The 20,487-nt window shown below is 64.6% G+C and carries 26 protein-coding genes; 8 read left to right on the forward strand and 18 right to left on the reverse strand.

The genetic code is table 11. The annotated features are described in order from the left end of the window. Positions 1-64: 64 nt before the first annotated feature. Positions 65-544 (forward strand): GNAT family N-acetyltransferase, encoded by a 480-nt coding sequence (locus TMPK1_RS09380; protein ID WP_420242718.1) that lies wholly within the window; start codon positions 65-67, stop codon positions 542-544. After that, positions 541-1,314 carry a DODA-type extradiol aromatic ring-opening family dioxygenase gene (locus TMPK1_RS09385; protein ID WP_420242719.1) on the forward strand — a complete coding sequence of 258 codons (774 nt, stop codon included), beginning with the start codon at positions 541-543 and terminating at the stop codon, positions 1,312-1,314. The genes TMPK1_RS09380 and TMPK1_RS09385 overlap by 4 nt, the downstream gene beginning before the upstream one ends. A 9-nt stretch (positions 1,315-1,323) precedes the next feature. Here TMPK1_RS09385 and TMPK1_RS09390 read toward each other — a convergent pair whose 3' ends face one another. The 4 genes from TMPK1_RS09390 to TMPK1_RS09405 all read right to left on the reverse strand — a co-directional run bounded on the left by TMPK1_RS09390 (position 1,324) and on the right by TMPK1_RS09405 (position 3,607). Further along, positions 1,324-1,512: a hypothetical protein gene (locus TMPK1_RS09390; RefSeq protein ID WP_420242720.1), complete on the reverse strand. Its 189-nt coding sequence runs from the start codon at positions 1,510-1,512 to the stop codon at positions 1,324-1,326. A gap of 89 nt (positions 1,513-1,601) precedes the next feature. Continuing rightward, complete coding sequence (locus TMPK1_RS09395; protein ID WP_420242721.1) at positions 1,602-2,000, reverse strand: DUF6491 family protein; 399 nt, start codon at positions 1,998-2,000, stop codon at positions 1,602-1,604. Positions 2,001-2,093: 93 nt separating this feature from the next. After that, the gene (locus TMPK1_RS09400; RefSeq protein WP_420242722.1) at positions 2,094-2,276 is read right to left on the reverse strand and encodes a hypothetical protein; all 183 of its coding nucleotides are present in this window, start codon (positions 2,274-2,276) and stop codon (positions 2,094-2,096) included. Between the two features lie 200 nt (positions 2,277-2,476). Further along, a complete protein-coding gene (locus TMPK1_RS09405; protein ID WP_420242723.1) occupies positions 2,477-3,607 on the reverse strand; it encodes a PA0069 family radical SAM protein in 1,131 nt (376 codons plus the stop codon). Positions 3,608-3,730: 123 nt separating this feature from the next. Between TMPK1_RS09405 and TMPK1_RS09410 the strand changes: the two genes are divergently transcribed. Then, positions 3,731-4,924 (forward strand): MFS transporter, encoded by a 1,194-nt coding sequence (locus TMPK1_RS09410; protein ID WP_420242724.1) that lies wholly within the window; start codon positions 3,731-3,733, stop codon positions 4,922-4,924. On the opposite strand, the gene TMPK1_RS09415 is transcribed toward TMPK1_RS09410, so the two are convergent. From TMPK1_RS09415 to pepN, 4 genes are read right to left on the reverse strand one after another with little or no spacing between them, the layout of a single operon-like run. Continuing rightward, entirely contained in the window at positions 4,911-5,795 is an 885-nt protein-coding gene (locus tag TMPK1_RS09415; RefSeq protein ID WP_420242725.1) for a LysR substrate-binding domain-containing protein, read from the reverse strand. The two genes, TMPK1_RS09410 and TMPK1_RS09415, sit on opposite strands and share 14 nt — an antisense overlap. A 33-nt stretch (positions 5,796-5,828) precedes the next feature. Beyond that, a complete protein-coding gene (locus tag TMPK1_RS09420) occupies positions 5,829-6,782 on the reverse strand; it encodes a threonine ammonia-lyase (RefSeq protein ID WP_420242726.1) in 954 nt (317 codons plus the stop codon). Further along, a complete protein-coding gene (locus TMPK1_RS09425; RefSeq protein ID WP_420242727.1) occupies positions 6,779-7,186 on the reverse strand; it encodes a PaaI family thioesterase in 408 nt (135 codons plus the stop codon). The genes TMPK1_RS09420 and TMPK1_RS09425 overlap by 4 nt, the downstream gene beginning before the upstream one ends. Continuing rightward, the gene (gene pepN, locus TMPK1_RS09430) at positions 7,183-9,795 is read right to left on the reverse strand and encodes an aminopeptidase N (RefSeq protein WP_420242728.1); all 2,613 of its coding nucleotides are present in this window, start codon (positions 9,793-9,795) and stop codon (positions 7,183-7,185) included. The genes TMPK1_RS09425 and pepN overlap by 4 nt, the downstream gene beginning before the upstream one ends. 92 nt (positions 9,796-9,887) lie before the next feature. On the opposite strand from pepN, the gene TMPK1_RS09435 reads away from it, so the two are divergent. After that, positions 9,888-10,289, forward strand: a complete 402-nt coding sequence (locus tag TMPK1_RS09435) for a VOC family protein (protein WP_420242729.1) — start codon at positions 9,888-9,890, stop codon at positions 10,287-10,289. Here TMPK1_RS09435 and TMPK1_RS09440 read toward each other — a convergent pair. From TMPK1_RS09440 to rplU, 7 genes are all read right to left on the reverse strand, one after another. After that, positions 10,286-10,702: an acyl-CoA thioesterase gene (locus tag TMPK1_RS09440; RefSeq protein ID WP_420242731.1), complete on the reverse strand. Its 417-nt coding sequence runs from the start codon at positions 10,700-10,702 to the stop codon at positions 10,286-10,288. The two genes, TMPK1_RS09435 and TMPK1_RS09440, sit on opposite strands and share 4 nt — an antisense overlap. After that, positions 10,699-11,181, reverse strand: coding sequence for a hypothetical protein (locus TMPK1_RS09445; protein WP_420242732.1), 483 nt, complete (start codon positions 11,179-11,181; stop codon positions 10,699-10,701). Before TMPK1_RS09445 ends, TMPK1_RS09440 begins: the two co-directional genes overlap by 4 nt. Then, positions 11,182-11,658, reverse strand: a complete 477-nt coding sequence (locus tag TMPK1_RS09450) for a hypothetical protein (protein WP_420242733.1) — start codon at positions 11,656-11,658, stop codon at positions 11,182-11,184. It lies immediately after the preceding gene. Beyond that, positions 11,655-12,764 carry a glutamate 5-kinase gene (gene proB, locus TMPK1_RS09455; RefSeq protein WP_420242734.1) on the reverse strand — a complete coding sequence of 370 codons (1,110 nt, stop codon included), beginning with the start codon at positions 12,762-12,764 and terminating at the stop codon, positions 11,655-11,657. The genes TMPK1_RS09450 and proB overlap by 4 nt, the downstream gene beginning before the upstream one ends. Before the next feature lie 10 nt (positions 12,765-12,774). Next, positions 12,775-13,839 (reverse strand): GTPase ObgE, encoded by a 1,065-nt coding sequence (gene obgE / locus TMPK1_RS09460; protein ID WP_420242735.1) that lies wholly within the window; start codon positions 13,837-13,839, stop codon positions 12,775-12,777. A gap of 82 nt (positions 13,840-13,921) precedes the next feature. After that, complete coding sequence (gene rpmA / locus TMPK1_RS09465) at positions 13,922-14,188, reverse strand: 50S ribosomal protein L27 (RefSeq protein ID WP_420242736.1); 267 nt, start codon at positions 14,186-14,188, stop codon at positions 13,922-13,924. Between the two features lie 24 nt (positions 14,189-14,212). After that, a complete protein-coding gene (rplU, locus tag TMPK1_RS09470) occupies positions 14,213-14,527 on the reverse strand; it encodes a 50S ribosomal protein L21 (protein ID WP_420242737.1) in 315 nt (104 codons plus the stop codon). Between the two features lie 236 nt (positions 14,528-14,763). On the opposite strand from rplU, the gene TMPK1_RS09475 reads away from it, so the two are divergent. Both TMPK1_RS09475 and TMPK1_RS09480 read left to right on the forward strand, forming a co-directional pair. Next, positions 14,764-14,889, forward strand: coding sequence for a hypothetical protein (locus TMPK1_RS09475; protein ID WP_420242739.1), 126 nt, complete (start codon positions 14,764-14,766; stop codon positions 14,887-14,889). A gap of 102 nt (positions 14,890-14,991) precedes the next feature. Next, on the forward strand, positions 14,992-15,858 hold the full coding sequence (locus TMPK1_RS09480) for a DMT family transporter (RefSeq protein WP_420242740.1): 867 nt from the start codon (positions 14,992-14,994) through the stop codon (positions 15,856-15,858). On the opposite strand, the gene TMPK1_RS09485 is transcribed toward TMPK1_RS09480, so the two are convergent. The 3 genes from TMPK1_RS09485 to murI form a co-directional block, all read right to left on the reverse strand. Then, positions 15,851-16,729 carry a PhzF family phenazine biosynthesis protein gene (locus tag TMPK1_RS09485; RefSeq protein WP_420242741.1) on the reverse strand — a complete coding sequence of 293 codons (879 nt, stop codon included), beginning with the start codon at positions 16,727-16,729 and terminating at the stop codon, positions 15,851-15,853. The genes TMPK1_RS09480 and TMPK1_RS09485 overlap by 8 nt on opposite strands. A gap of 172 nt (positions 16,730-16,901) precedes the next feature. Continuing rightward, on the reverse strand, positions 16,902-18,278 hold the full coding sequence (locus tag TMPK1_RS09490) for a hypothetical protein (RefSeq protein ID WP_420242742.1): 1,377 nt from the start codon (positions 18,276-18,278) through the stop codon (positions 16,902-16,904). 96 nt (positions 18,279-18,374) lie between these two features. Then, the gene (gene murI, locus TMPK1_RS09495; protein ID WP_420242743.1) at positions 18,375-19,226 is read right to left on the reverse strand and encodes a glutamate racemase; all 852 of its coding nucleotides are present in this window, start codon (positions 19,224-19,226) and stop codon (positions 18,375-18,377) included. Positions 19,227-19,276: 50 nt separating this feature from the next. Here murI and TMPK1_RS09500 point away from each other — a divergent pair, with 50 nt between their 5' ends. Further along, positions 19,277-19,993: a hypothetical protein gene (locus tag TMPK1_RS09500; RefSeq protein WP_420242744.1), complete on the forward strand. Its 717-nt coding sequence runs from the start codon at positions 19,277-19,279 to the stop codon at positions 19,991-19,993. Positions 19,994-20,074: 81 nt separating this feature from the next. Continuing rightward, positions 20,075-20,431, forward strand: coding sequence for a hypothetical protein (locus TMPK1_RS09505; protein ID WP_420242745.1), 357 nt, complete (start codon positions 20,075-20,077; stop codon positions 20,429-20,431). Positions 20,432-20,487 lie beyond the last annotated feature (56 nt).

Genomic DNA, 20,487 nt, shown 5'->3' on the forward strand with positions numbered 1-20,487 from the left:
TGCGCGCACAGCCAATTCATTTCCTGACTGGCCCGCGCCCTGGCCTCCAGCTAGGGATGGCGCCATGTCGCATCAAATCCGCCCCGCTACGCGCGCCGACGTCCCGCTGATCTTGGCCCTCGTGCGCGAACTCGCCGTTTACGAACATCTCGAACATGAAGTCGTCGCCGACGAAGCGGCGATCGACGAAATCCTGTTCGGCAGCACCGCCGTTGCCGAGGCCATGATCGCCGAATGGAACGGCGCGCCGGTCGGCTATGCGTTGTTCCACTACACGGTCTCCACTTTTCTCGGCAAACGGACGCTCTATCTCGAAGATCTGTTCGTTCGTCAGGAAGCGCGCGGTCGAGGCATCGGGCGCGCGCTGCTGGAGCGGCTCGCCGCGGTTGCGTTTGAACGTAATTGCGGCCGGCTCAACTGGTGCGTCCTCGATTGGAACCAACCCGCGATCGACTTTTATCGCGGGCTGGGTGCCGAGCTGGTCGAATCCTGGCGGGTTTGTTCGCTTAGCGGCGACGCATTGAAAGCATTGGCGGATACGTGACCCAACCCAGCCTGTTTGTTTCGCACGGCGCGCCGACTATGGCCGTCGAGCCCAGTCCCGCGCGCGACTTTCTGCGCGAGCTGGGTTCGTCGATGCGGCCTTTGCCGCGCGCCATCCTGCTTGTGTCGGCGCATTGGACGACGCGCGGGCATCGCGTCGGCAGCACGCCGCAGCCGCGCACGATTCACGACTTTGGAAATTTCGGACCGGAACTCGCAGCGATGCGCTACGAGCCGCCGGGCTCACCCGACGTTGCGCGCGCGGCTTTGGTGCAGTTGCACGATGGCGGCTTTGAGGTCAGCGAAGATCGCGAACGCGGTCTCGATCACGGCGCCTGGGTGCCGTTGAGCCTGCTGCGCCCGCAGGCCGACATTCCGATTGCGACTTTGTCGATCGATCCAACCCGCGACGCCGCCTATCATTTGCGGCTTGGCCGCGCGTTACATCCGTTGCGGCACGACGGCGTGATGATCCTGACGTCAGGCAGCCTGACGCACGATCTTCGATCGGTTACCTGGAACGATCCGGCTGCGCCGACCGATGCGCAGGCGTCGGAATTTGCCGCATGGATTCACGACCGCGTCGAACATGACGATCGCGAGGCGCTCGCGGATTGGGAAGCGCGTGCGCCGCACGCTGCGCGCAACCATCCGACACCCGAACATTTTCTGCCCTTCTTTGTCGCCGCGGGCGCCGGCGACGCAGGAAAGCGCATCCACTCGAGCGGCACCTACGGCGCGCTCGCGATGGATGCGTATTCCTTTGCGTAACTGATCTCATCAGCCGGCGAGATCAGACCATTCGCGGTAGATGACCGTGTAAGGACCCGGCTGGCTGGGATATTCGGTGCGAACCGCAGACGCGGCCGGTGCAGTCATCGTCATCTTGTCGGCCGACGACGTGTCTGCAACTGCGCAACCCGTACCAGCCATCACCAGCGTCAAAGCCAGCATCGATTTCCGAAACATCTTCACTCCGTCCTGTTGCGCGGCGCCGTTGTGGCGCTCGCTTGTCAACAGGACAGGAGGTGTTGCGCGGAAATTCCCGCGCCTGGTTTTTAGGGTTTGAACTTGTCGGGGATCGCGGCTGCTTCGGCCGGTGTCAGCGGCGTCATTTTCTCGACCATGCACGGCACCGCGATGTTGCTGCCCGACTCAGCGACTTTGATGTCCCAATCGAGATGCGAGCAGATCGAGGTCGGTCCGCGGAAGGTCGTGATGAGATACGTGCCCGGCCAATTCAGCGTTGAACAAGCACCGACCAGATCAAGCCGATAAAAATTCCGCACGTTGGCGCGAATATACATCGTCTTCGCGTCGGGAGAGCGCCAGCTCTTAAAATCGCTGACAGAAAAGCAGGCGGGCGCCGGCTTGTTCATGTCGACGACTTCGGGCGTTTGCTGACAAGCGGTGAGTGTCAGACAGGCTGTCGCCGCCAAAGAAACTGTCCGTATCATGCGCGCCTCCGTTGGTTGGAAACGCCGGGATGATACGTCAGGTTTGGGCGGCGCGGACAGGGCCCGCGCCGCCGAACAACCAACTGAACCGGATCAACCGGCCAGATCGCTCCATTCACGATAGATCACCGTGTACGGGCCCGGCTCGCTCGGATAGTCGCCGGCAACGGTCAACGTCGTGACATTCTGTGACGTCGCTTCCGGCGCTTCAGCAGCAAACGCAGCGGTGCTGCCGGCAAAGGCCAAGGTCAGTGCGAAAAGAGTCTTGCGGATCATTGTCTGCTCCATGTTTCGAATGGCGCCGCACCTTGCAGCACCGTGTTGAAGTTTGACGCTCTGCAGCGTCGTCGGGAGCAACTTCGATCTGCCGCGCGCGAGGTCACGTGCGCAGCCATGCAGTGTTGGAAGCACAGAAACGACGTAACCTTTTTGTCGCCCCCGCATGCCTACGACCAAGCGCACACCAGGAAGGTCCGCTATAGAAACGATAGCTGCGCTGTCGGTACGCGGAATTTGCTGCAATCCAGCGCGCGGCGCGGTGTATCGAGACCCAACCGTTTCACCGCCAAGCGGAAGCGCGCCTGAATCGCCTCTGCCACCGGGCCGGTACCAGCCATGCGCGTACCGAATTCCGGATCGTTGAGTTTGCCGTCGCGACATTGCCGGATCAGGCTCAACACGCGCGCTGCGCGGTCGGGCGCGTGCGCGGTCAGCCATTCCTGAAACAGATCTTTGATCTCATACGGCAGACGCACCAGGGTCATGCCCGCGCGCGTTGCGCCCGCTTCGCGCGCCGCTTCCAGGATCGCTTCCAGCTCGTGACAGGTCAGGCCCGGAATGACCGGCGCGCTCATCACCATCACCGGCACCCCGGCTTCGGCGGCCTGGCGGATGGCTGCGATACGTTTGGGCGGCGTTGCGGCGCGCGGCTCCATCGAGCGCGCTAATGCCGGATCGAGCGTCGTAATCGACAGGCCGATCGCAGCCAGGTTTTCGCGCGCCATCTGGGACAGAATGTCCAGGTCGCGCGTCACCAGCGCCGACTTGGTCAGGATCGTCACCGGATGACGAAACTCCCACAGCACTTCGAGCAGGCGGCGCGTCAGCTCCAATTTGCGTTCGATCGGCTGATACGCGTCGGTGTTGATGCCGAGCGTGATCGGCATCGGCTTGTAGCCGCGTGCCGACAATTCCGCGCGCAACCGGTCTGGCGCATCGGGCTTGTGGAACAGCCGCGTTTCGAAATCGAGGCCGGGCGACAAATTCAGATAGGCATGCGTCGGCCGCGCGAAACAGTAGATGCAGCCGTGCTCACAGCCTTTGAACGGATTGACCGAGCGATCGAACCCGATATCGGGCGAGCTGTTGTAGCTGATGACTTTGCGCGCCGTGTCGATGCCCAGCACGGTGGTCAGCGGCGAATCTTCTTCGTCGTCGCGCCCGTCCATCCAGCCGTCATCGACCGAAACAGCCTGCTGCAGCTCGAACCGGCCGCTTTTGCCGTTGGTGACCGCGCCGCGCCCCTTGGTCGCCTGCGCCGGCAATGTGTCGAGATGCTGCCGGACTTTGGCGGCAAGTCCGGGATGAAGCTGGGTTCGGTCAGGCATCCGCTGAGGCTAGCGGCCAAATGAGAACATAGCAAGAACATCGTGACGGATGATCCGTCAGGGTCATGGCCCCATGAGCAGATCTCGCTCGTGCTCGCGCGGCGGAACGCCATGATCGCGGCCATGACTGATCGTTCGCGACTCACTTTCGCAATTTTTGCGTCCGGCCTGGTGCTCAGCGTCGTGTTCGGCGCGCGCCAATCGTTCGGACTCTTCGCAGAGTCGTTCGCGACGACGCGGCAGATCCCGCTATCGAGCTACGCGCTGGCGATCGCGGTGCAGAATCTGCTGTGGGGCATCGCGCAACCGTTTGCGGGCGCGATCAACGATCGCCGCGGTCCGCTGCCGGTGATCGCAGTCGGCGCGCTGTTTTACATTGCGGGCCTGCTGATCGCGGCCAACGCGACGACCAGCCTCGAAGTCATTCTCGGCATGGGCGTGCTGGTCGGGATTGGTCTTGCCGGTACGACGCAGGGTGTGGTGCTGACCGCGCTCGGCAAAATCGCGACGCCTGCCAATCGCAACGGCGTGATGGGACTCGCCGCGGCAATCGGTTCGATCGGCATGATCGTGATGGTGCCGCTGGCGCAGACGCAGCTTGCCGCCAACGGCATTGCCGTGTCGCTGTCGATCCTGGCTGCGTTGATCGTGCTTGCAGCACCCGCGGGCATCTTGTTGCGCAGCAAGACGCCGCCGTCTGCGAACCGTCCCGATCTGATCGGCGCTGCACGACAGGCCTTCGCCGAACCTGGTTTCATTCTGCTGACGCTCGGCTTCTTCACCTGCGGCTTCCATCTCGCCTTCATGGTGACCCACCTGCCCGGCTATCTCGCGCTATGTAGTGTTCAGCCGCACGTCGCGGGCACGGCATTGGCGCTGGTCGGCGTGTTCAATGCGATCGGCAGTTTCGCGGTCGGCTGGATCAGCGATCGCGTCCCGCCGCATCGCGTGCTGGGCTGGCTCTATGCCGGACGCGCGGTCGCGATCGCGCTGTTCTTCTTCCTGCCGAAAACTGAGGTCGGCACCTACGCCTTTGCCGGCGCGATGGGGCTGATGTGGTTGTCGACGATTCCGCCGACCAACGGTGTGATCGCGCGCTTCTTCGGCATGCATAATCTCGGCGGCCTGTTCGGCGTCACCTTTTTCAGCCACCAGATCGGTTCGTTCCTGGGCGCCTGGGCCGGTGGTCTGGCGGTCGATTTCGCCGGCAACTACGACTCGATCTGGGTCGCGTCGATTGCGATGGGCCTGATTGCGTCGGCGCTGAACTTCTCGATCTCGCTGCCGGATCGTCCGCCCGCTTTTAGCCCTGCTTGAGCGTATCCATCAGCCAGCTTTCGAACGACAGAACTTCGGTGCGTGGGTTCGCGTCGTCCGAACGCACCAGCCAGAAGCCGCTTTCGAGCTGCACTTCGTGATCGGACAGCGGCACCAGCCGGCCTGATTCCAATTCGTCGTCGACCATCGGACGGCGTCCTAGCGCAACGCCGTAGCCGCGTACCGCGGCTTCCATCGTCAGATGAATGTTGTCGAAGCGCAGCGGTGCGCGCGGCAGCGGCGTGACTTGTCCGGTCGCGTGGAACCACACGTCCCAATCTTCGCTAACGCCGGTGATGCGCAACAACTGCCCGTTGGCGACAAACGACTCACGCTTGCCGCCCAGCCGCTCGGCGACATAGGAAGGCGACGCAACCGGCACCAGGCGCGGGCGCAGCAACAAGGTTGCGACCGTACCCGGCGCCGCATTGCGCTGCATGCGCACCGCGAGGTCGATCCGTTCGGCGGCGAGGTCGACATGGCGCGGCGTCGTATCGACCGCGACGTCGATGCCGGGATAGAGCGCGCGAAACGCATCGAGCCGCGGTAGCAGCAATTTCAACGCAAAGACCGGCGCGCAGGTGATGCGCACGATGCGTGCGCCGCCACGACCGGGCAGCGACGCGGCGCCGTCCGCGACCAGACGCAACGCTTCGCGCACTTGCGGCAGATAGGCTTCGCCGGCCGAGGTCAGTGACAGACCGCGCGCGCCGCGCGCAAACAGCGGCATGCCCAACCAGTCTTCGAGCGATTGGATACCGTGGCTGACCGCGCTGGGCGTCACGTGAAGTTCGGCAGCCGCTTCGCGAAAGCTGAGACGGCGGCCGGCGGCTTCGAACAGGCGGAGGGTAGAGAGCGGCGGGAGCTGCATGGTGCTAGCCTAGACACAGCAGATGAAATTCCGTCATGCCGGAATCGAATGGGCCAGGATCGCTTGTAGATGGGTGGTATCGAGATGGCCGCCGGAAATGATGCAGACGGTCGGCCCGTCACAACCAGCAAGCGCAGCCGCAACCGGTGCTGCGCCGGCGCCTTCGGCAACAACGTGATGCCGTTCGACCAGCAAACGAATGGCTGAAGCTGTTTCGGCCAGCGTTGTTGAAACAGCGCCATCCAACAGGCTCTGCACCAGCGGCCACATCGGATCGAGCACGCGACGGCTACCCATGCCAGTGACGAAGCTGGGCTTCATCTCGACCGTGACCGGCACACCGGCCTGAAACGCGGCCGCAACCGGCATTGCCGCTTCGGTCTCGACCGCGAAGACGCGAATGTCGGGTCGGTAGGCTTTGACCGCGGCCGCGATCCCAACCGCAAGCCCGCCGCCGCCGTATGGCACGAGCACGTTCGCCATCGCGGGCAGATCTTCGATCAGCTCGAGCCCGATCGTCGCGTTGCCCGCCAGCACCGCCGGCTCCATCACCGGATGAATGAAGTTGGCGCCAAACCCGTTCGCATGCGGCGCTTCCATCACGCGCCACCAATCTTCGTACGACCGAATATCGAGCGCGACGCCGAGCTTCTCCAGCGCCTGCAGCTTGCTCGTCGCGGCGCTGTCGGGAACCACCGACGTAACGCGCACGCCGATCTGCTTGGCGGCATAACCCAGCCCTTGCGCGAAATTGCCGGCGCTGGCGGTGACGACGCCGTCGCGGCGCACCTCGTCGGGCAACGACAAAAGCGCGTTGGCGCCGCAACGGATCTTGAACGACCCGATCGGCTGCAACTGTTCGAGCTTGCAATAGATCTCGTCAGGGCCGTCGTGTTTCAGACGAACCAGCGGCGTACGCAAGGCGATGCCGCGAATGCGCGCGCGCGCCGCGTCGATCTCGTCCCGCGTCGGCGCGCGCAGAGTCATGGAATCGAATAGGTGCCGGTCGCGTGTGCGACCAGCGCGTCGCCGACATAAAGCGACACGTCGCCGACTGCGAGACGCCGCCCCAGCTTGAGCAGCTTGGCTTCGGCGCGCAGCGGAGCCTCGGCACCGGCGCGGCGCAGAAAGTTGAGCGTCATCGAGGTCGTCACCGCATTCTCAACCGGCCCGATCGCGCCCATCACCGCGGCGTAGAGCGCGAGATCGGCCAACATGAACAAGGTCGGCCCGGCCAAGGTGGCGCCCGGCCGCAGATGCGACGCGTCGACCGGCAGCACCAACGTCGCGCTGCCATGCTCGATCGAGCGCACGTCGAGATTCAGCGCATGCGCGCTCGGCATGCCGCGTTCGAGGATCGCAAGAAATTCGGCGGGCGTTAGCTTACTCAAGCCAGACTCTTCGAGACCGTTTCGTAGACGTCGCGCGACAGATCCGGCTTGGCTGCGATGCGTGTGAGCTGCGCACGCATATGTTCGCGCCACGGCTCGGCGAAGCGACGCCATTGTTTGAGCGGCCCCAGCAACCGGCTCGCCACTTGCGGATTGCGGCTGTCGAGATCGAGCACGATGTCGGCCAGCAGCCGGTAACCTTCGCCATCGGCGCGGTGAAAGCCGACAAAGTTCGACGCCGCATAGGCGCCGACCAACGAGCGCAAGCGGTTCGGGTTGCCCAGCGTAAAGTCAGGATGGTCGAGCAATTCACGCACGCGGGTCAGCGCTTCCGGACGACGCGCGGTTGCCTGCAACGCAAACCATTTGTCGATCGTCAGCGCGTCGCCGTGATGGCGCGTATAGAACGCATCCAGCACCGGTGCCGCAGCCGGCGCGTCAGCATCGACCAGCGCGCGCAGCGCGCCCATCCGTTCGGTCATGGTCGGCGCGTCGCGCGCCTGCGTCTCGGCCAGCGCGGTACGATGTTCGTCCGGCAGCACCATCAGCATCTGCAGCGATGCAACGCGCAGCGCACGGCGCCCGATCGAGGCTGCGTCGAACGCGATCGGCTCGTTCGTGTCGCAGGATTTGTAGACGTCCAGCAGCACGTCGCCCAATTCGCGGCTGACGGTTTCGTGCAAATGATCGACCGCAGCCGCCAAGGCATCGGGCGCCACCTGATCGACGTCGAGCGCCAAGGTCGCTTCGTCGGGCAGTTCCAGCATCGCAGCGGCAAGACCGCGATCGACATTGGGATCGGACAAGGTCAGGCGCAGCGCAACCAGCAAGGCCGGCAGCGCGCGATCGTCGGCGCGACCGGTCAGATGCGCTTGCAAAGCGCGCAACGCCAATTGCTGCGCCGCGTCCCAGCGGTTGAACGGATCGTTGTCGTGCCCGGCAAGAAAAGCGAGCGACGCCGCATCGAGATCGAGCTCCAACCGCACCGGCGCCGAATAGCCGCGCAGCAGCGACGGGATCGGCCGCGACGGTAGATTCTCGAACACGAAGCGCGCGCTCGGCTGATCCAAGGTCAGCACGGTCTCGAGCGTGCCTTGCGCGTCGAGCGCCAGCAGCTTGCCGTCGGTGCCGAACAAAGCGGTGCGCACTGGAATCACCAGCGGCTCTTTGTTCGGCTGGCCCGGCGTCGGCGCGGTCGATTGCGTCAGCTCGATTTCAAACTGGCGCGCAGCTTCGTCCCACGAGGTGCGCGCGGTGAGGCGCGGTGTACCCGCCTGACCGTACCAACGACGAAAATCAGTGAGGTCGATGCCCGACGCATCTTGCAGCGCATCGACGAAGTCGTCGCACGTCACCGCGTTGCCGTCATTGCGCGTGAAATAGAGGTCGGTGCCCTTGCGGAATTTCTCCGGCCCCAACAGCGCCTGCAACATGCGCACGACTTCGGCGCCCTTCTCGTAGACGGTCGGCGTGTAGAAGTTGTTGATCTCGATATAGCTGTCGGGCCGGATTGGATGCGCGGTCGGGCCGGCATCTTCCGGGAACTGCGCCCGCCGCAACGTTTCGACGTCGCTGATCCGTTGCACCGCGGCGCCCGACTGGTCGGCCGAGAAACATTGGTCGCGATAGACGGTGAAACCCTCTTTCAGCGACAGTTGAAACCAGTCGCGGCACGTGACGCGGTTGCCCGACCAGTTGTGGAAATATTCGTGGGCGATGACGCCTTCGACGCCCTGATAGTCGAGGTCGGTCGAGATCTCTTTGTCGGCCAACACGTATTTCGTGTTGAAGATATTGAGGCCGGTATTCTCCATCGCGCCCATATTGAAGTCGGCGACGGCGACGATGTTGAACACGTCGTGTTCGTAGGCGCGGCCGTAGACGTCCTCGTCCCACTTCATCGACTTCTTCAGCGATTCCATCGCGTGGTCGAGCTTGCCCAGGTCGCGCCGATCGGCGTGGATGCGCAAGGTGACCTCGCGGCCGTGCATCGTCGTGAAGTGATCTTCGACCCAGCCGAGATCGCCCGCCACCAGCGCGAACAAATAGGCCGACTTGGGAAACGGATCGTCCCACACCGCAAAATGTCGGCCGTCTTCGAGATCGCCGCTTTCGATCGGATTGCCGTTCGACAACAACACCGGGCACGACGCGCGGTCGGCTTCGATGCGCACGGTGAACGGCGCCATCACGTCGGGCCGGTCGATATAGGGCGTGATTTTGCGAAAGCCTTCGGGCTCGCACTGGGTGCAGAAGACGCCGCTGGAGCGGTACAGACCTTCCAGCGCGGTGTTCTGCGCCGGACGCAGCCGCGTCACGGTTTCGACCAGCAGCTCGTCCTTGTCGGCGGGAACGCGGATGGTTTCTTCGTCGCGTTCGTAGGCGGTTTCGACACCGTCGACGCGCAGCGACAGAATTTCGAGATCGGTCGCAGCATGCAGGTGAAGCACACCCTGTCCGGACTCATTCCGCGCAATGCGCAGCCGCGCCGCGACCGTGGTCGCCTCGTCGCGCAGATCGAAGGTCAAGGTGGCGCGGCGCACGGTATGTGCGGGCGGGCGGTACTCGTCGCGCCGGATGGTGCGCGGGGCGGTGGCAACAGCGTCCATGCGCGACAAGTAGCGGGCGGAAGCGCGTTCGGCCAGCGGCTCGGCGCAGAGCCATGTTAATGTCCGGCAATCGGATGCGCTTGGAGGCCAACATGGCCATCGACGTGCGGGGCGTGGCCCCTTTGCTGCAGGTCTTCGACATGCCCCGCGCCATCGCGTTCTACCGCGACCGGTTGGGTTTCGAGCTGGTCAACGCCAGCGCCCCCGGCGACGAATGTAATTGGTGCATGCTGCGGCTGGGCGGGGCCTGGCTGATGCTGAACACCGCCTACGATCCCGACGACGAACGGCCCGCGTCACCCGACCCGGCACGCCAGGCGGCGCATCGCGACACCGGCTTGTTTTTCGAATGTCCGGACGTCGACGCGGCCTTTGCGCATCTGCGCGCGCAAGGGATCGACGTGGCGCCACCCAAAATCGCGCCCTATGGCATGAAACAGCTCTACGTCGTCGATCCCGACGGCTTCGAGCTGTGTTTCCAGCACCACGCCTAACTGTAGGTCGCTAGCTTGGCTTTTTCGTCGTCGGTCAGTTCGACCGGCCGCTTGGTCGCTGCTGCCATCCGCACCTGCACTGCCGTGCTGGTCGCAACGCACCGCGCGCCGTCGAACACTGCGCTTTCGAGCGTGAATGAGGTGCGGCCGATTTTCGAGACGCGCAGACCGACGCGGATGCTGGCGCCGTACATCGTCTCGGCGTGGTAATCGACTTCGATCCGCACCAGCACGCCGTATTTGCCGCTGCTGGGATCGATCCAACCGATCGAACGGAAGAAGTCGAAACGACAGCCTTCGATATAGACATTGTAGGCGTTGTTGTTGATGTGGCCCTGCGCGTCGATATCGGCAAAGCGCACGCGCTCGTCGATCCAGAATTTGTACGCGCTGGCGTCCTGTGAAGCGGTCATCGCAACGGCTCTTTCTCCAGCTCCAACACCAGCACTTCATCGCCATTGTCGCGGCTGGTTGCGGTCAGCAATCGCACGACGCCGTCGGTTGCATCCCAGCGGCGGCGGATCACCGTCTTTTCGGTCGGCGCGCCGCGCTGGATTTCGATCGCCTCGGCCAAGGCGGTGAAGGTCAATTCGGGCGACGGGGTGAATTCCAACCGCACGCGCGCGCGGCCGTCGGCGGCAAAGCGCGCCATCGCGCTACGCACCCAAACCGAGCTGCCGGCGCCCGCGTCGGTGAACAAGATGACCGGCGTCGTCGCGCGACGCTTCAAGCGCACGACCGGCGAGAAACGCTGCTCGATCGTATCTTCGCGCAGCGTCTGCGGCAGATCGGGCGCTGCAACCACGGCTGCAATCTTCTCTGCGGGACCGATCGCAGCCTGCGCCGTGACCGGCAGCAACAGCAGCGCGAGAAGAGCAACGACGTGCTTCATTCAGCCCTTCACCAGTTCGAGCACCAGCACGTCTTCGCCTTCGCGCCCCTTGTCGGTGAAAAGCTGCACCATGCCGTCGGGCGCGTTCCACGACTTGCGCAACGCCTCGCTCTCGGCCGGCTTGCCGCGCACGGTTTCGATTGCAGACGCCAACTTGTCGAAGGTCAGGTCCGGCGACGCTGCAAATTCCAACTGCACGCGCGCTTTACCGCCGGGCTGGAACCGCACCAACGCACGTCGCACCAAGTCGGAGCTGCGCAGGCCGTAATCGGTGAAGGTGATCACCTGCGTCGCCGTCGGCGGCTTGCGGTTCAACGTCACCAGCGGTGCGAGGCGCGCTTCGATCGTGTCGGGATGCAGCGAGCCCGGCAGGTCGCGCGACGCTGCGATTTTGGCAATGCGCTCGGGCGAATTCGCGACCGGCGCAGGTGCCGCCGCGGTCAGCAACAGCGCGAACAACAAAAGAAGATGTTTCATCCCAGCACCAGATCGTCGCGATGAACCAATTCGTCGGGCCCTTCATAGCCGAGCAAACGCGCAATCTCGGCCGAACGATGACCGGCGATGCGGCGCGCATCGTCGGCGTCATAGGCCGACAGGCCGCGCCCCAGCTCGTGGCCGCTTGCGTCGCGCACCGTAATCAAATCGCCGCGCGTGAAATTTCCTTCCACGGCGGTGACACCGGCGGGCAGCAGGCTTTTGCCGTCGCCGAGCGCGCGTTTGGCCCCGTCATCGACGCGCACCGATCCGGCCGGCGACACGTGCGATGCGATCCAGCGTTTGCGCGCAGTGCCCGGCGCTTCGGCGGCGCGGAACCAGGTGCACGCAGCGTCGGCTGCGTCGAGCTGCAGCAATGGTTGCGCGGCGTGTCCGTGCGCGATCGCCATGCGGCACCCAGCAGCGGTCGCAATGCGCGCTGCAGCCAGCTTGGTCACCATGCCGCCCGACGACCAGCCCGGCGGCGGCTCGCCCGCCATCGCTTCGACTTGCGCGGTCAATTGCTCGACCACGGGAATGCGCATCGCCGTCAGGTCTTTGCGCGGATCGGCGGTGTAGAGACCGTCGATATCCGACAACAGGATCAGCACATCGGCCGACGCCATCTGCGCCACGCGCGCAGCCAGCCGGTCATTGTCGCCGAATTTGATTTCGGTGGTCGCGACCGTGTCGTTCTCATTGATGATCGGCACGGCGCCGTTGCTCAGCAGCGCTTCCAAGGTCTGGCGCGCGTTCAGATGACGGCGGCGTGCTTCGGTATCTTCCAAGGTCAGCAGCATCTGCGCCGCGACGTGGCTGTGTGCGCCCAGTGCGCGTGCCCAGGCGTCAGCGAGACGGATTTGTCCGACCGCAGCGGCGGCTTGCTTCTCGCCGAGTTTCAACGGGCGCATGCCCCAACCCAAAGCGGCACGTCCAAGCGCGACTGCGCCCGACGTGACGACAATCAGTTGCTGGCCGCGCGCGCGGCAGGCGGCGATGTCGGTAGCCAGCGCGTCCAGTCGCGACACGTCCAACGCACCGTCGCGTCCGACCAGCAAGGCCGATCCGACTTTGACGACGATGCGTTTCGCGTCGCGCAGAGTCACGCCCCCATCCTCACGCCAGTGGATCCCACACTGCGTCGTTGTCGGGTTCTTCGGCGATTTCCTCGCCGTCTTTGTCGACTTTGATCGGCCGTCCGCGCACGCGGTCGAGCAGTGCGAACAGCACCGGCTCGACGCCCTGCCCGGTCGCGCCCGACAAAAGCAGCGGCGCACGGCCGGCGACTTTGGTCAGCGCCTTCTGTTTCTTTTTCAGATCGGCAGGATCGACCGCGTCGATTTTGTTGAGCGCGAGAAGCTCGTCTTTTTCATCGAGGCCGGCGCCGTATTGGGTCAGCTCTTCGCGAATCGTCTTGTACGCCTCGACCACGTCGTCCTGCGTCGCATCGATCAGATGCAGCAAGGTCGCGGTACGTTCGACATGGCCGAGGAACCGGTCGCCGAGGCCGGCGCCTTCATGCGCGCCTTCGATCAGACCCGGAATGTCGGCGAGCACGAATTCGCGGTCGCGAATGCGCACGACGCCAAGATTGGGCGCCAAAGTCGTGAACGGATAATCGGCGATCTTCGGTTTGGCGCGCGTGCACGCAGCCAGGAAGGTGGACTTGCCTGCGTTGGGCAGACCGACGATGCCGGCGTCCGCAATCAGCTTCAGCCGCAGCCACACCCAACGTTCTTCGCCGGGCCAGCCCGGCGTCGATTTGCGCGGCGCGCGATTGGTCGAGGTTTTGAAATGCGCGTTGCCAAAACCGCCGTCGCCGCCGCGCAGAAACACGACGCGCTGACCGGGCTCGGTAAAATCGAGCAGCACGGTTTCCTGATCTTCGTCGAGCACCTGCGTGCCGACCGGGACTTTGATCACCAGATCGTCGCCCGCTGCACCAGTCTTGTCGCGGCCTTCGCCGTTATAGCCTTTGTGCGCTTTGAAATGCTGCGTGTAGCGAAAGTCGATCAGCGTGTTCAGACCGTCGACGACTTCAAAAACAATGTCGGCGCCCTTGCCGCCATTGCCGCCCCACGGACCGCCATACTCGACGAATTTCTCACGCCGGAACGCGACGACGCCGGCGCCGCCGTCGCCCGAACGTACGTAGATTTTGACCTGGTCGAGAAATTTCATGGCGGCGACTTCGCGCTAGCGCAGAAACGAAAAGGGCGGGCCTTGCGGGCCCGCCCTTCGAATTCTCTGCGGTTGGCCCGAATTACTCGGCAGCCAGCGCCGGCACGATCGAAATCAGATCGCGACCGTTGCGGGTCTTGTGGAAGCGAACCTGGCCTTCGACCAACGCGAACAGCGTGTGGTCGGTGCCGCAGCCCACGTTCTGGCCCGGGTGCCACTTCGTGCCGCGCTGGCGGACGATGATGTTGCCCGGAATGACGGTCTCGCCGCCGAACTTCTTCACGCCGAGGCGTTGGCCTGCCGAGTCGCGACCGTTGCGCGACGAGCCGCCGGCTTTCTTATGTGCCATTGCTCAGTACTCCTTACGCGCCGATCAAGCCGCGACGATGTCGGTCACGCGCAAGATCGTCAGATCCTGGCGATGGCCGTTCTTGCGGCGATAGTTCTGACGGCGCTTCTTCTTGAAGATGATGATCTTCGGGCCGCGCGCCTGCGCGACGACCTGGGCGGTGACCTTGGCACCGGCGATCAGCGGCGTGCCGACCTTGGCACCTTCGCCTTCACCGACCATCAGGACCTGGTCGAGAGTCACGGTGGCGCCGGCGTCACCCGCCAGCTTTTCCACTTTGATGACGTCGCCGGCAGCGACGCGATACTGCTTACCGCCGGTCTTCACGACTGCGAACATGGCCTCGGGCCTCACAAACCCATAAAAAACGGAACGGACCCGCAAAGGGGGGTCCGCGAAGCGCGCGATCCTACGCATCAAGCCCGCCGAGTCAACCAGAGACTGGCAGAGACTGGCGCGTAGCTCCCCGCCGGGGCCCGGCCGCCTCTCTTATATAGAGCAGGAAACCTTGGGCCCGGGTCCCTTGTTGCTGGGATATGGCCAATCCAACCCAAGACCAAAGCCACCTCGCCCCCGTGAAATCGGCTGACGACGCCCGGGCCGGGGTGGAAACCGGGCATGTTCGCTGGATTCTGGGGATCTCGCTGAGCGCGATCGTGGTGATTTTCGTGGCCGTCCTGGCCAACTGGATCACCTTCTAGCCGGCTCGATGAGCCCGGCTCGCCGGGTTTGCAGCAGGTTTCGGCCGCGACCGAAGGCTCCGACGTTCCCTAACCGGCCCGCTTCCGCGTAGCACCGGGTCCGTGAACCGCTTTGCTTTCCCCGCCGCCCTGGTCGGCGCCACCTTCCTGATGGCGTCGTCCTTCATCGCCGGCAAAATTCTGCTGGCGAACGTGCCGCCCTTCGCGCTGCTGGGCTGGCGCTTCCTGTTGGCGGCGGTCGCGCTGGCGGCGATTGCAGCGATCCTGTCGCCCAAACCAAATTTCGCCGGCTTGCCAGCGCGCGGTTGGGCCGTCGTCAGCGCGATCGGCGTGCTGCAAACCGCGGCGACAATGGGGTGCATGTTCTGGGCGATGCAGACCGTGCCGCCCGCCAGCGTCGCGATTCTCGCTTTCACCAATCCGCTGTGGGTCGCGCTCGCCAACCGGCTTTTCTTCGGCGAGCGGTTGCGCGCGGTGCAGATCGCCGGACTCGTCTGCGGCGTCGTCGGCGTCGCATTGGCGTTGGGCGGCGAGTTCACGCTCAACCCCGCCGAGTTGATCGGACTCGCGGCTGCGTTCTGCTGGGCTGGTGCCACCATTCTCAATCAGCGCATGACGCCGTCGCTGCCGAGCTGGTGGGTGTCGTTCGGACAGACCTTGATCGGCGCGCTGCTGTTGCTGTTGCTCGCTTCGCTGTCGGGCGAGCAATGGCCACAACAACTGAGCGCGGTCGATTGGGGATGGTTTGTGTTCCTCGCCATCCCCGGTTCGGCGATCAGTTTCGGTCTGTGGTTCGTCGCATTGCGCATGGGCGGCGCGACACGCGCCAGCGCATGGTTGTTTCTGGCGCCCGCTTTCACGGTGCTGCTGTCAGCACTGATCCTCGGCACGCCGATCCGCCCAACCCAGGCATTGGGCGGCGTATTGATTGCGCTGGCGCTGTGGTTGGTGAATCGACCGCTTAGGTAAGCAGCGTGCCGCGCATCGTCGTCACGCACGAACCGCCCAGCCGCACGCGCGACGACGATGCTTCGGCGAGCAGTAAGCTCGGCCGTCCCATCTCGATGCCTTGCGCGATGCGGAATTTGATCGGCGTCGCCGACTCACGCGCGAGATAGCCGCTCAGCGCCGCATTGGCACTGCCGGTGGCGGGATCTTCGAACACGCCTTTCAGCGGGCCGAACATGCGCACGCGCAGATCGAACTCGCCGCCGTCATCGCGCACCCAGCAATGCACGCCCGTCGCGTTGAGTCCGTCATGGATATTGCCGGCGAGATTCCGCTCGTACGCCGGCAGGTTCGGCTTGGCGCGCGCCAGCGCGTCGCGCGATGCAAGTTCGGTCAGAATGAACGGCGCACCGACCGATGCGACCACGCCGTCACCTTTCAGATCTTTTTCGTCGAGCGAGATCGACTCGGCCAACTTGGCGCGCGGGATCGTGCCCGACACCGAAATCTTTTGCGGCGCTGTCAACGTCGCCACGCCGTCGGCAGTCAGCTCCATCTCGACCAGACCGGCGATTTCTTCGAAGCGCAGCCGGTCGCCGACTTTGCGCCCGAAGACCGCGCCTTCATTCTTCAACACGAAGGCGGTGCCGACATTGGGATGGCCCGCGAACGGCATTTCGAAATTGGGCGTGAAGATGCGCACGTTGGCGTCGTTGGCCGAATCCTTGGCCGGCAACACGAAAGTCGTCTCGCTGTAATTGAATTCGCGCGCGATCTTCTGCATCTGCTCGGTGCTGAGCCCTTCGGCATCGAGCACGACGGCCAGCGGATTGCCGCCAAACCGGACATTGGTGAAGACGTCGCACGCGACGTACCGGCGTTCCTTCGACACAGCGCAAACTCCAATTGATTGACGCTTACGCCTTACGGAGTATGACGCGGCGGGCCAAATGAATTTCCCGCTCCCGCGAATGCGCAGCACTGATGTGGTGCCCTGATGGGCGGGGCCTCAGGGCGCCGTCTGGACGCGCACCGCGCGGCCAGAATTCCAATAAAGTAGGCGCCTACGGCGCCGTTAGAAGCTGCAGCACCACGACATAGACCGACGCGACGGCGAGTCCGATCAAGGTGAAGTCGCGATTCCAGACGCGGCCGATCACCGGCGCCGGCACACCGACCAGACGCGCGATGATCAGGGTTGCAGCGATCGAGCGGCTGGATCCAACCGTCAGCGCCCAGCCGCACGAGATCGCCTGCGCCAAAGCGACCGGCGAAAATCCATAGCGCGACGGGTTGGGCAGCAGTGCTGCAATCACCGTCACCGAAATGATCGGCGAGAATCCCGCCTGCCCCGCCAGCACCACCGCCCAGGTGGTTGCCAGCACCGCGAGCCACACCGGAATTGCGCCGGCCAGCAATGCGCCGCGCAATTGTTCGGCGGGCAGCAGTGCTGCGATCAACACGCCGACGAAGGACGCAACGGTCAGCACCACCAGCTCTTGCCGCTGCGCCGGAATTTCGTCGCCGAAGAAGAGGCCGAGACGGCGGAACAACTCGTTCGGTGTCTGCAGCCCGATCCACACAATGCCGAAGATCGGCGCCACTGCGATGATCCAGGCGATCAGGCGGCCGCCGAACAGATACTCGAGCCCGATCGAGAGAAGGATGATCGCAGCGACCAAGCCCGCCATTGGCAACACTGCCGACAGATGCACGCCTTCTTCGACCATCACCGCCGGCCGCTTCTTCGGCATGGTGGCGCGGTCATAGGCCCAGCCCATCAACAGAAACACGATCGTGGCGGGCACGCCGAACATCGCAATTTCGGGCCAGGTCAGTTCCGGCATCGTCGCCAGGATCAGCGCGATCGACACGCCGGTCGGCGCCCACAGCATCTGGCCCTGAAAGCCGCGCAGCAACGCCATCATCATGCGCTTCTCGCGCCGCTTCATCAGATCGACGTCGCCGCCATTCGACGCCAGCGTATTGCCTGCCTGCACCATCGTGCCCAGCAAGGTCATCGAACCGTAGCTGAACAGAATGCCGAACAGATGCCCGCCGAAGGTCAGCGCGACATAGCGCCGGCCCGGCGGCTGTTGCACCAAGGCACGTCCAGCCGCCTGCACCATCGGCGAGCGTCGCGCCGCTTCGCGCAGCAACGACATCGAGGTCAGCAGTGCGCCCAGCAACGTCGCCGCGCGCGCCGCTTGCAACAGCAACGAGCCGGCATGATCCGTGAAAGCGAGCACGGCGGCCGCCGCGATCGCGGCGCCCGCAACGTTGAACCAGGCAAAGCGCGTGAACAGCCGCGCTTCGCGCAGAAAGAAGACGGCAAGACCGGCCGCACCGAGCGGCGCTGCAAGCTCGCGCGCACCGAAAATCTCGCCGGCGAGAAACGCGACCCAGATCGCAATGACCGCAAGGCCGGAGAGGTAGCGCATCAGAAAAACCCCTCTCCTCGAAGGAGAGGGAGGGACCCGCGCGCGTCAGCGCGTGGGAGGGTGAGGATTGTTTCGCTCGAAGAACAAACCCTCACCCTAGCCCTCTCCCTCGGGGAGAGGGGACATGATGTCTGTGCGCGTACGCTGCAAGCCGAACCGCGCCAAGGACGACGCCAGTGCCGCGACCGACGGTTCGTCTTCGGTGAACCACGCCACGCCACCGCCATTGCGTCCGGTCGGTTCGGCGCCGGCATCGGCGAGCAAAGTCGCGACGCGCGCTGCGATGGCGCGACCGGAATCGATCCAGTCGAACGGACGCGCGCTGGCAGCAATCAGTTCGGGTCGCAGCAACGGGAAATGGGTGCAAGCCAGCACGATCGTGTCGCACGCCGGATCGGCGACGAAGGGCGCCAGGATCGGTTCCAGCTCGTGGCTTTCGACGACGCCGCCGCGCAGCCGACGTTCGGCGAGCTGCACCAGCTCGGCCGAGCCGACGCGTACGACGTTGCAGTCGGGCGCGAACTGATCGAGCAGCGCCTGCGTGTAGGCGCGTCGCACCGTGCCGGGCGTGCCCAGAATGCCGATCGTGCGCGACCGGCTGCGCGCCGCCGCGGGTTTGATCGCGGGCACGGTGCCAACGACGGGAATTTGCGGCCAGCGCGCACGCAACCGCGGCAAAACGACGGTCGATGCGGTGTTGCATGCGATGACGATCAGCGGCGGGTCGATGCGCGCGATCAGTTTTTCCATCACCGCTTCGACGCGATCGATCAGCTCGCCTTCTTCTTTGGTGCCATAGGGGAAGAAGCCATTATCGGCGGCATAAGCGACGGGCCAGGCCGGCAACAACGCCTGGATTTCGGCCGCCACCGACAGACCGCCGACGCCGGAATCGAAAACCAGGATCGGGCCGGCACGGCTTGTCTGTAGAGCGGCTGAGTCTTGCATGCACACCGACCCTACCAGCGCGCGCGCCCGGCCGGTACAGTCGCTGCCGCATGAATGATATCGCCGAAGCACGGATCGCCGACCACGTCGCCATGGGCGACGACACACTGCTGCAGACGCGCGACGCGCACATCGCTGCGCGCGACTATCTGGCGGCTGCATGCGAAGCGGTGCGTGCACGACCCGACGAGCCCGGACGCTGGGCCGCGCGCCGCCTGGCCTGGATCGCGGTCGAAGCCACCTGCATCGCGGCGCTGCAACGCCGCGCTGAAGCCTCCCACGGCGACGCATTCGAACGCGCGCTGCATCGGGTTGCGGTCGGCCGCGCGCTTGCCGCGTTGGCGGGCGGCGTCGAAATCACCGCCGGCGAAGCGGTGCGTCCGAGCGATCTCGGTCTCGAAGACGAAGCGGTCGCCTGGTTCGAAACCCCGTCGATGATGCGGCTGCGCCAGGACGCGGCATCGCCGACCTATCTGCGCGAGATTGCGCAGACTCTGGCGTCGGGCATCCGCATCGATCTCGGCAATTCGGCGCTGGCGCGGATTCTATGGCCGAGCCCCAGCGATGAAGAAGCGCGCATCCCCGCCGACGCGACACGCGCAACGATCCGCGCTTGCGCTGCGCTGACGCTTGCGGCCTTGGCGCAGGATCCCGCAACCCCGGCCGAGATTGCGGCTTTGTACCAGGCGCGAACCGCGCCGATGCTGAATGACGACGCGGCCGAGCGCGACCGACGCGAAATCTCGCTCGCAGCGCGCCTCCTCTAACCACACCAAAAATCCGTCGGTCGGAACGGTGTCGGCCGCGATCGGTTGGATCGTCGGGATCAACCGACATTGGAGGATATCATGCGTCCGCAACTTCTCGCGGCGGCGCTGCTGCTCGCAGCCACGCCCGCTTTTGCGCAAGTCAGCGAAAGCACCACGACACGCACGACCACCTCGGCTGAAACGGATTGCGCGTCGCTGCCGACCGCATCCGAGCGCAGCACGTGCATCACCGCGCGCGGTACGTCGGGCACCAGCTCCAGCGTGACGACCGGCAGCGAGCAGAGCTCAGCCGAAATCAAACAGCGCACCGTGACGCACAAAGAAGGTCTGTTTGGATCGGAAACCGATTCCAAGACCAAGTCGTCGGCAACTGTGACCGGTCCGGACGGCACGGCGCAGAAAGAAACCACGACCAGCACGCATACCGAGCGCTAATACCTAGCGCCGCAGGCGCTCCCGGATTTCAACGCCGGTTGCGCTTGACCTTCGGC

It is taken from the genome of Roseiterribacter gracilis, assembly GCA_018332375.1.
GTDB classification, from domain to species: Bacteria; Pseudomonadota; Alphaproteobacteria; order BOG-932; family Roseiterribacteraceae; genus Roseiterribacter; species Roseiterribacter gracilis.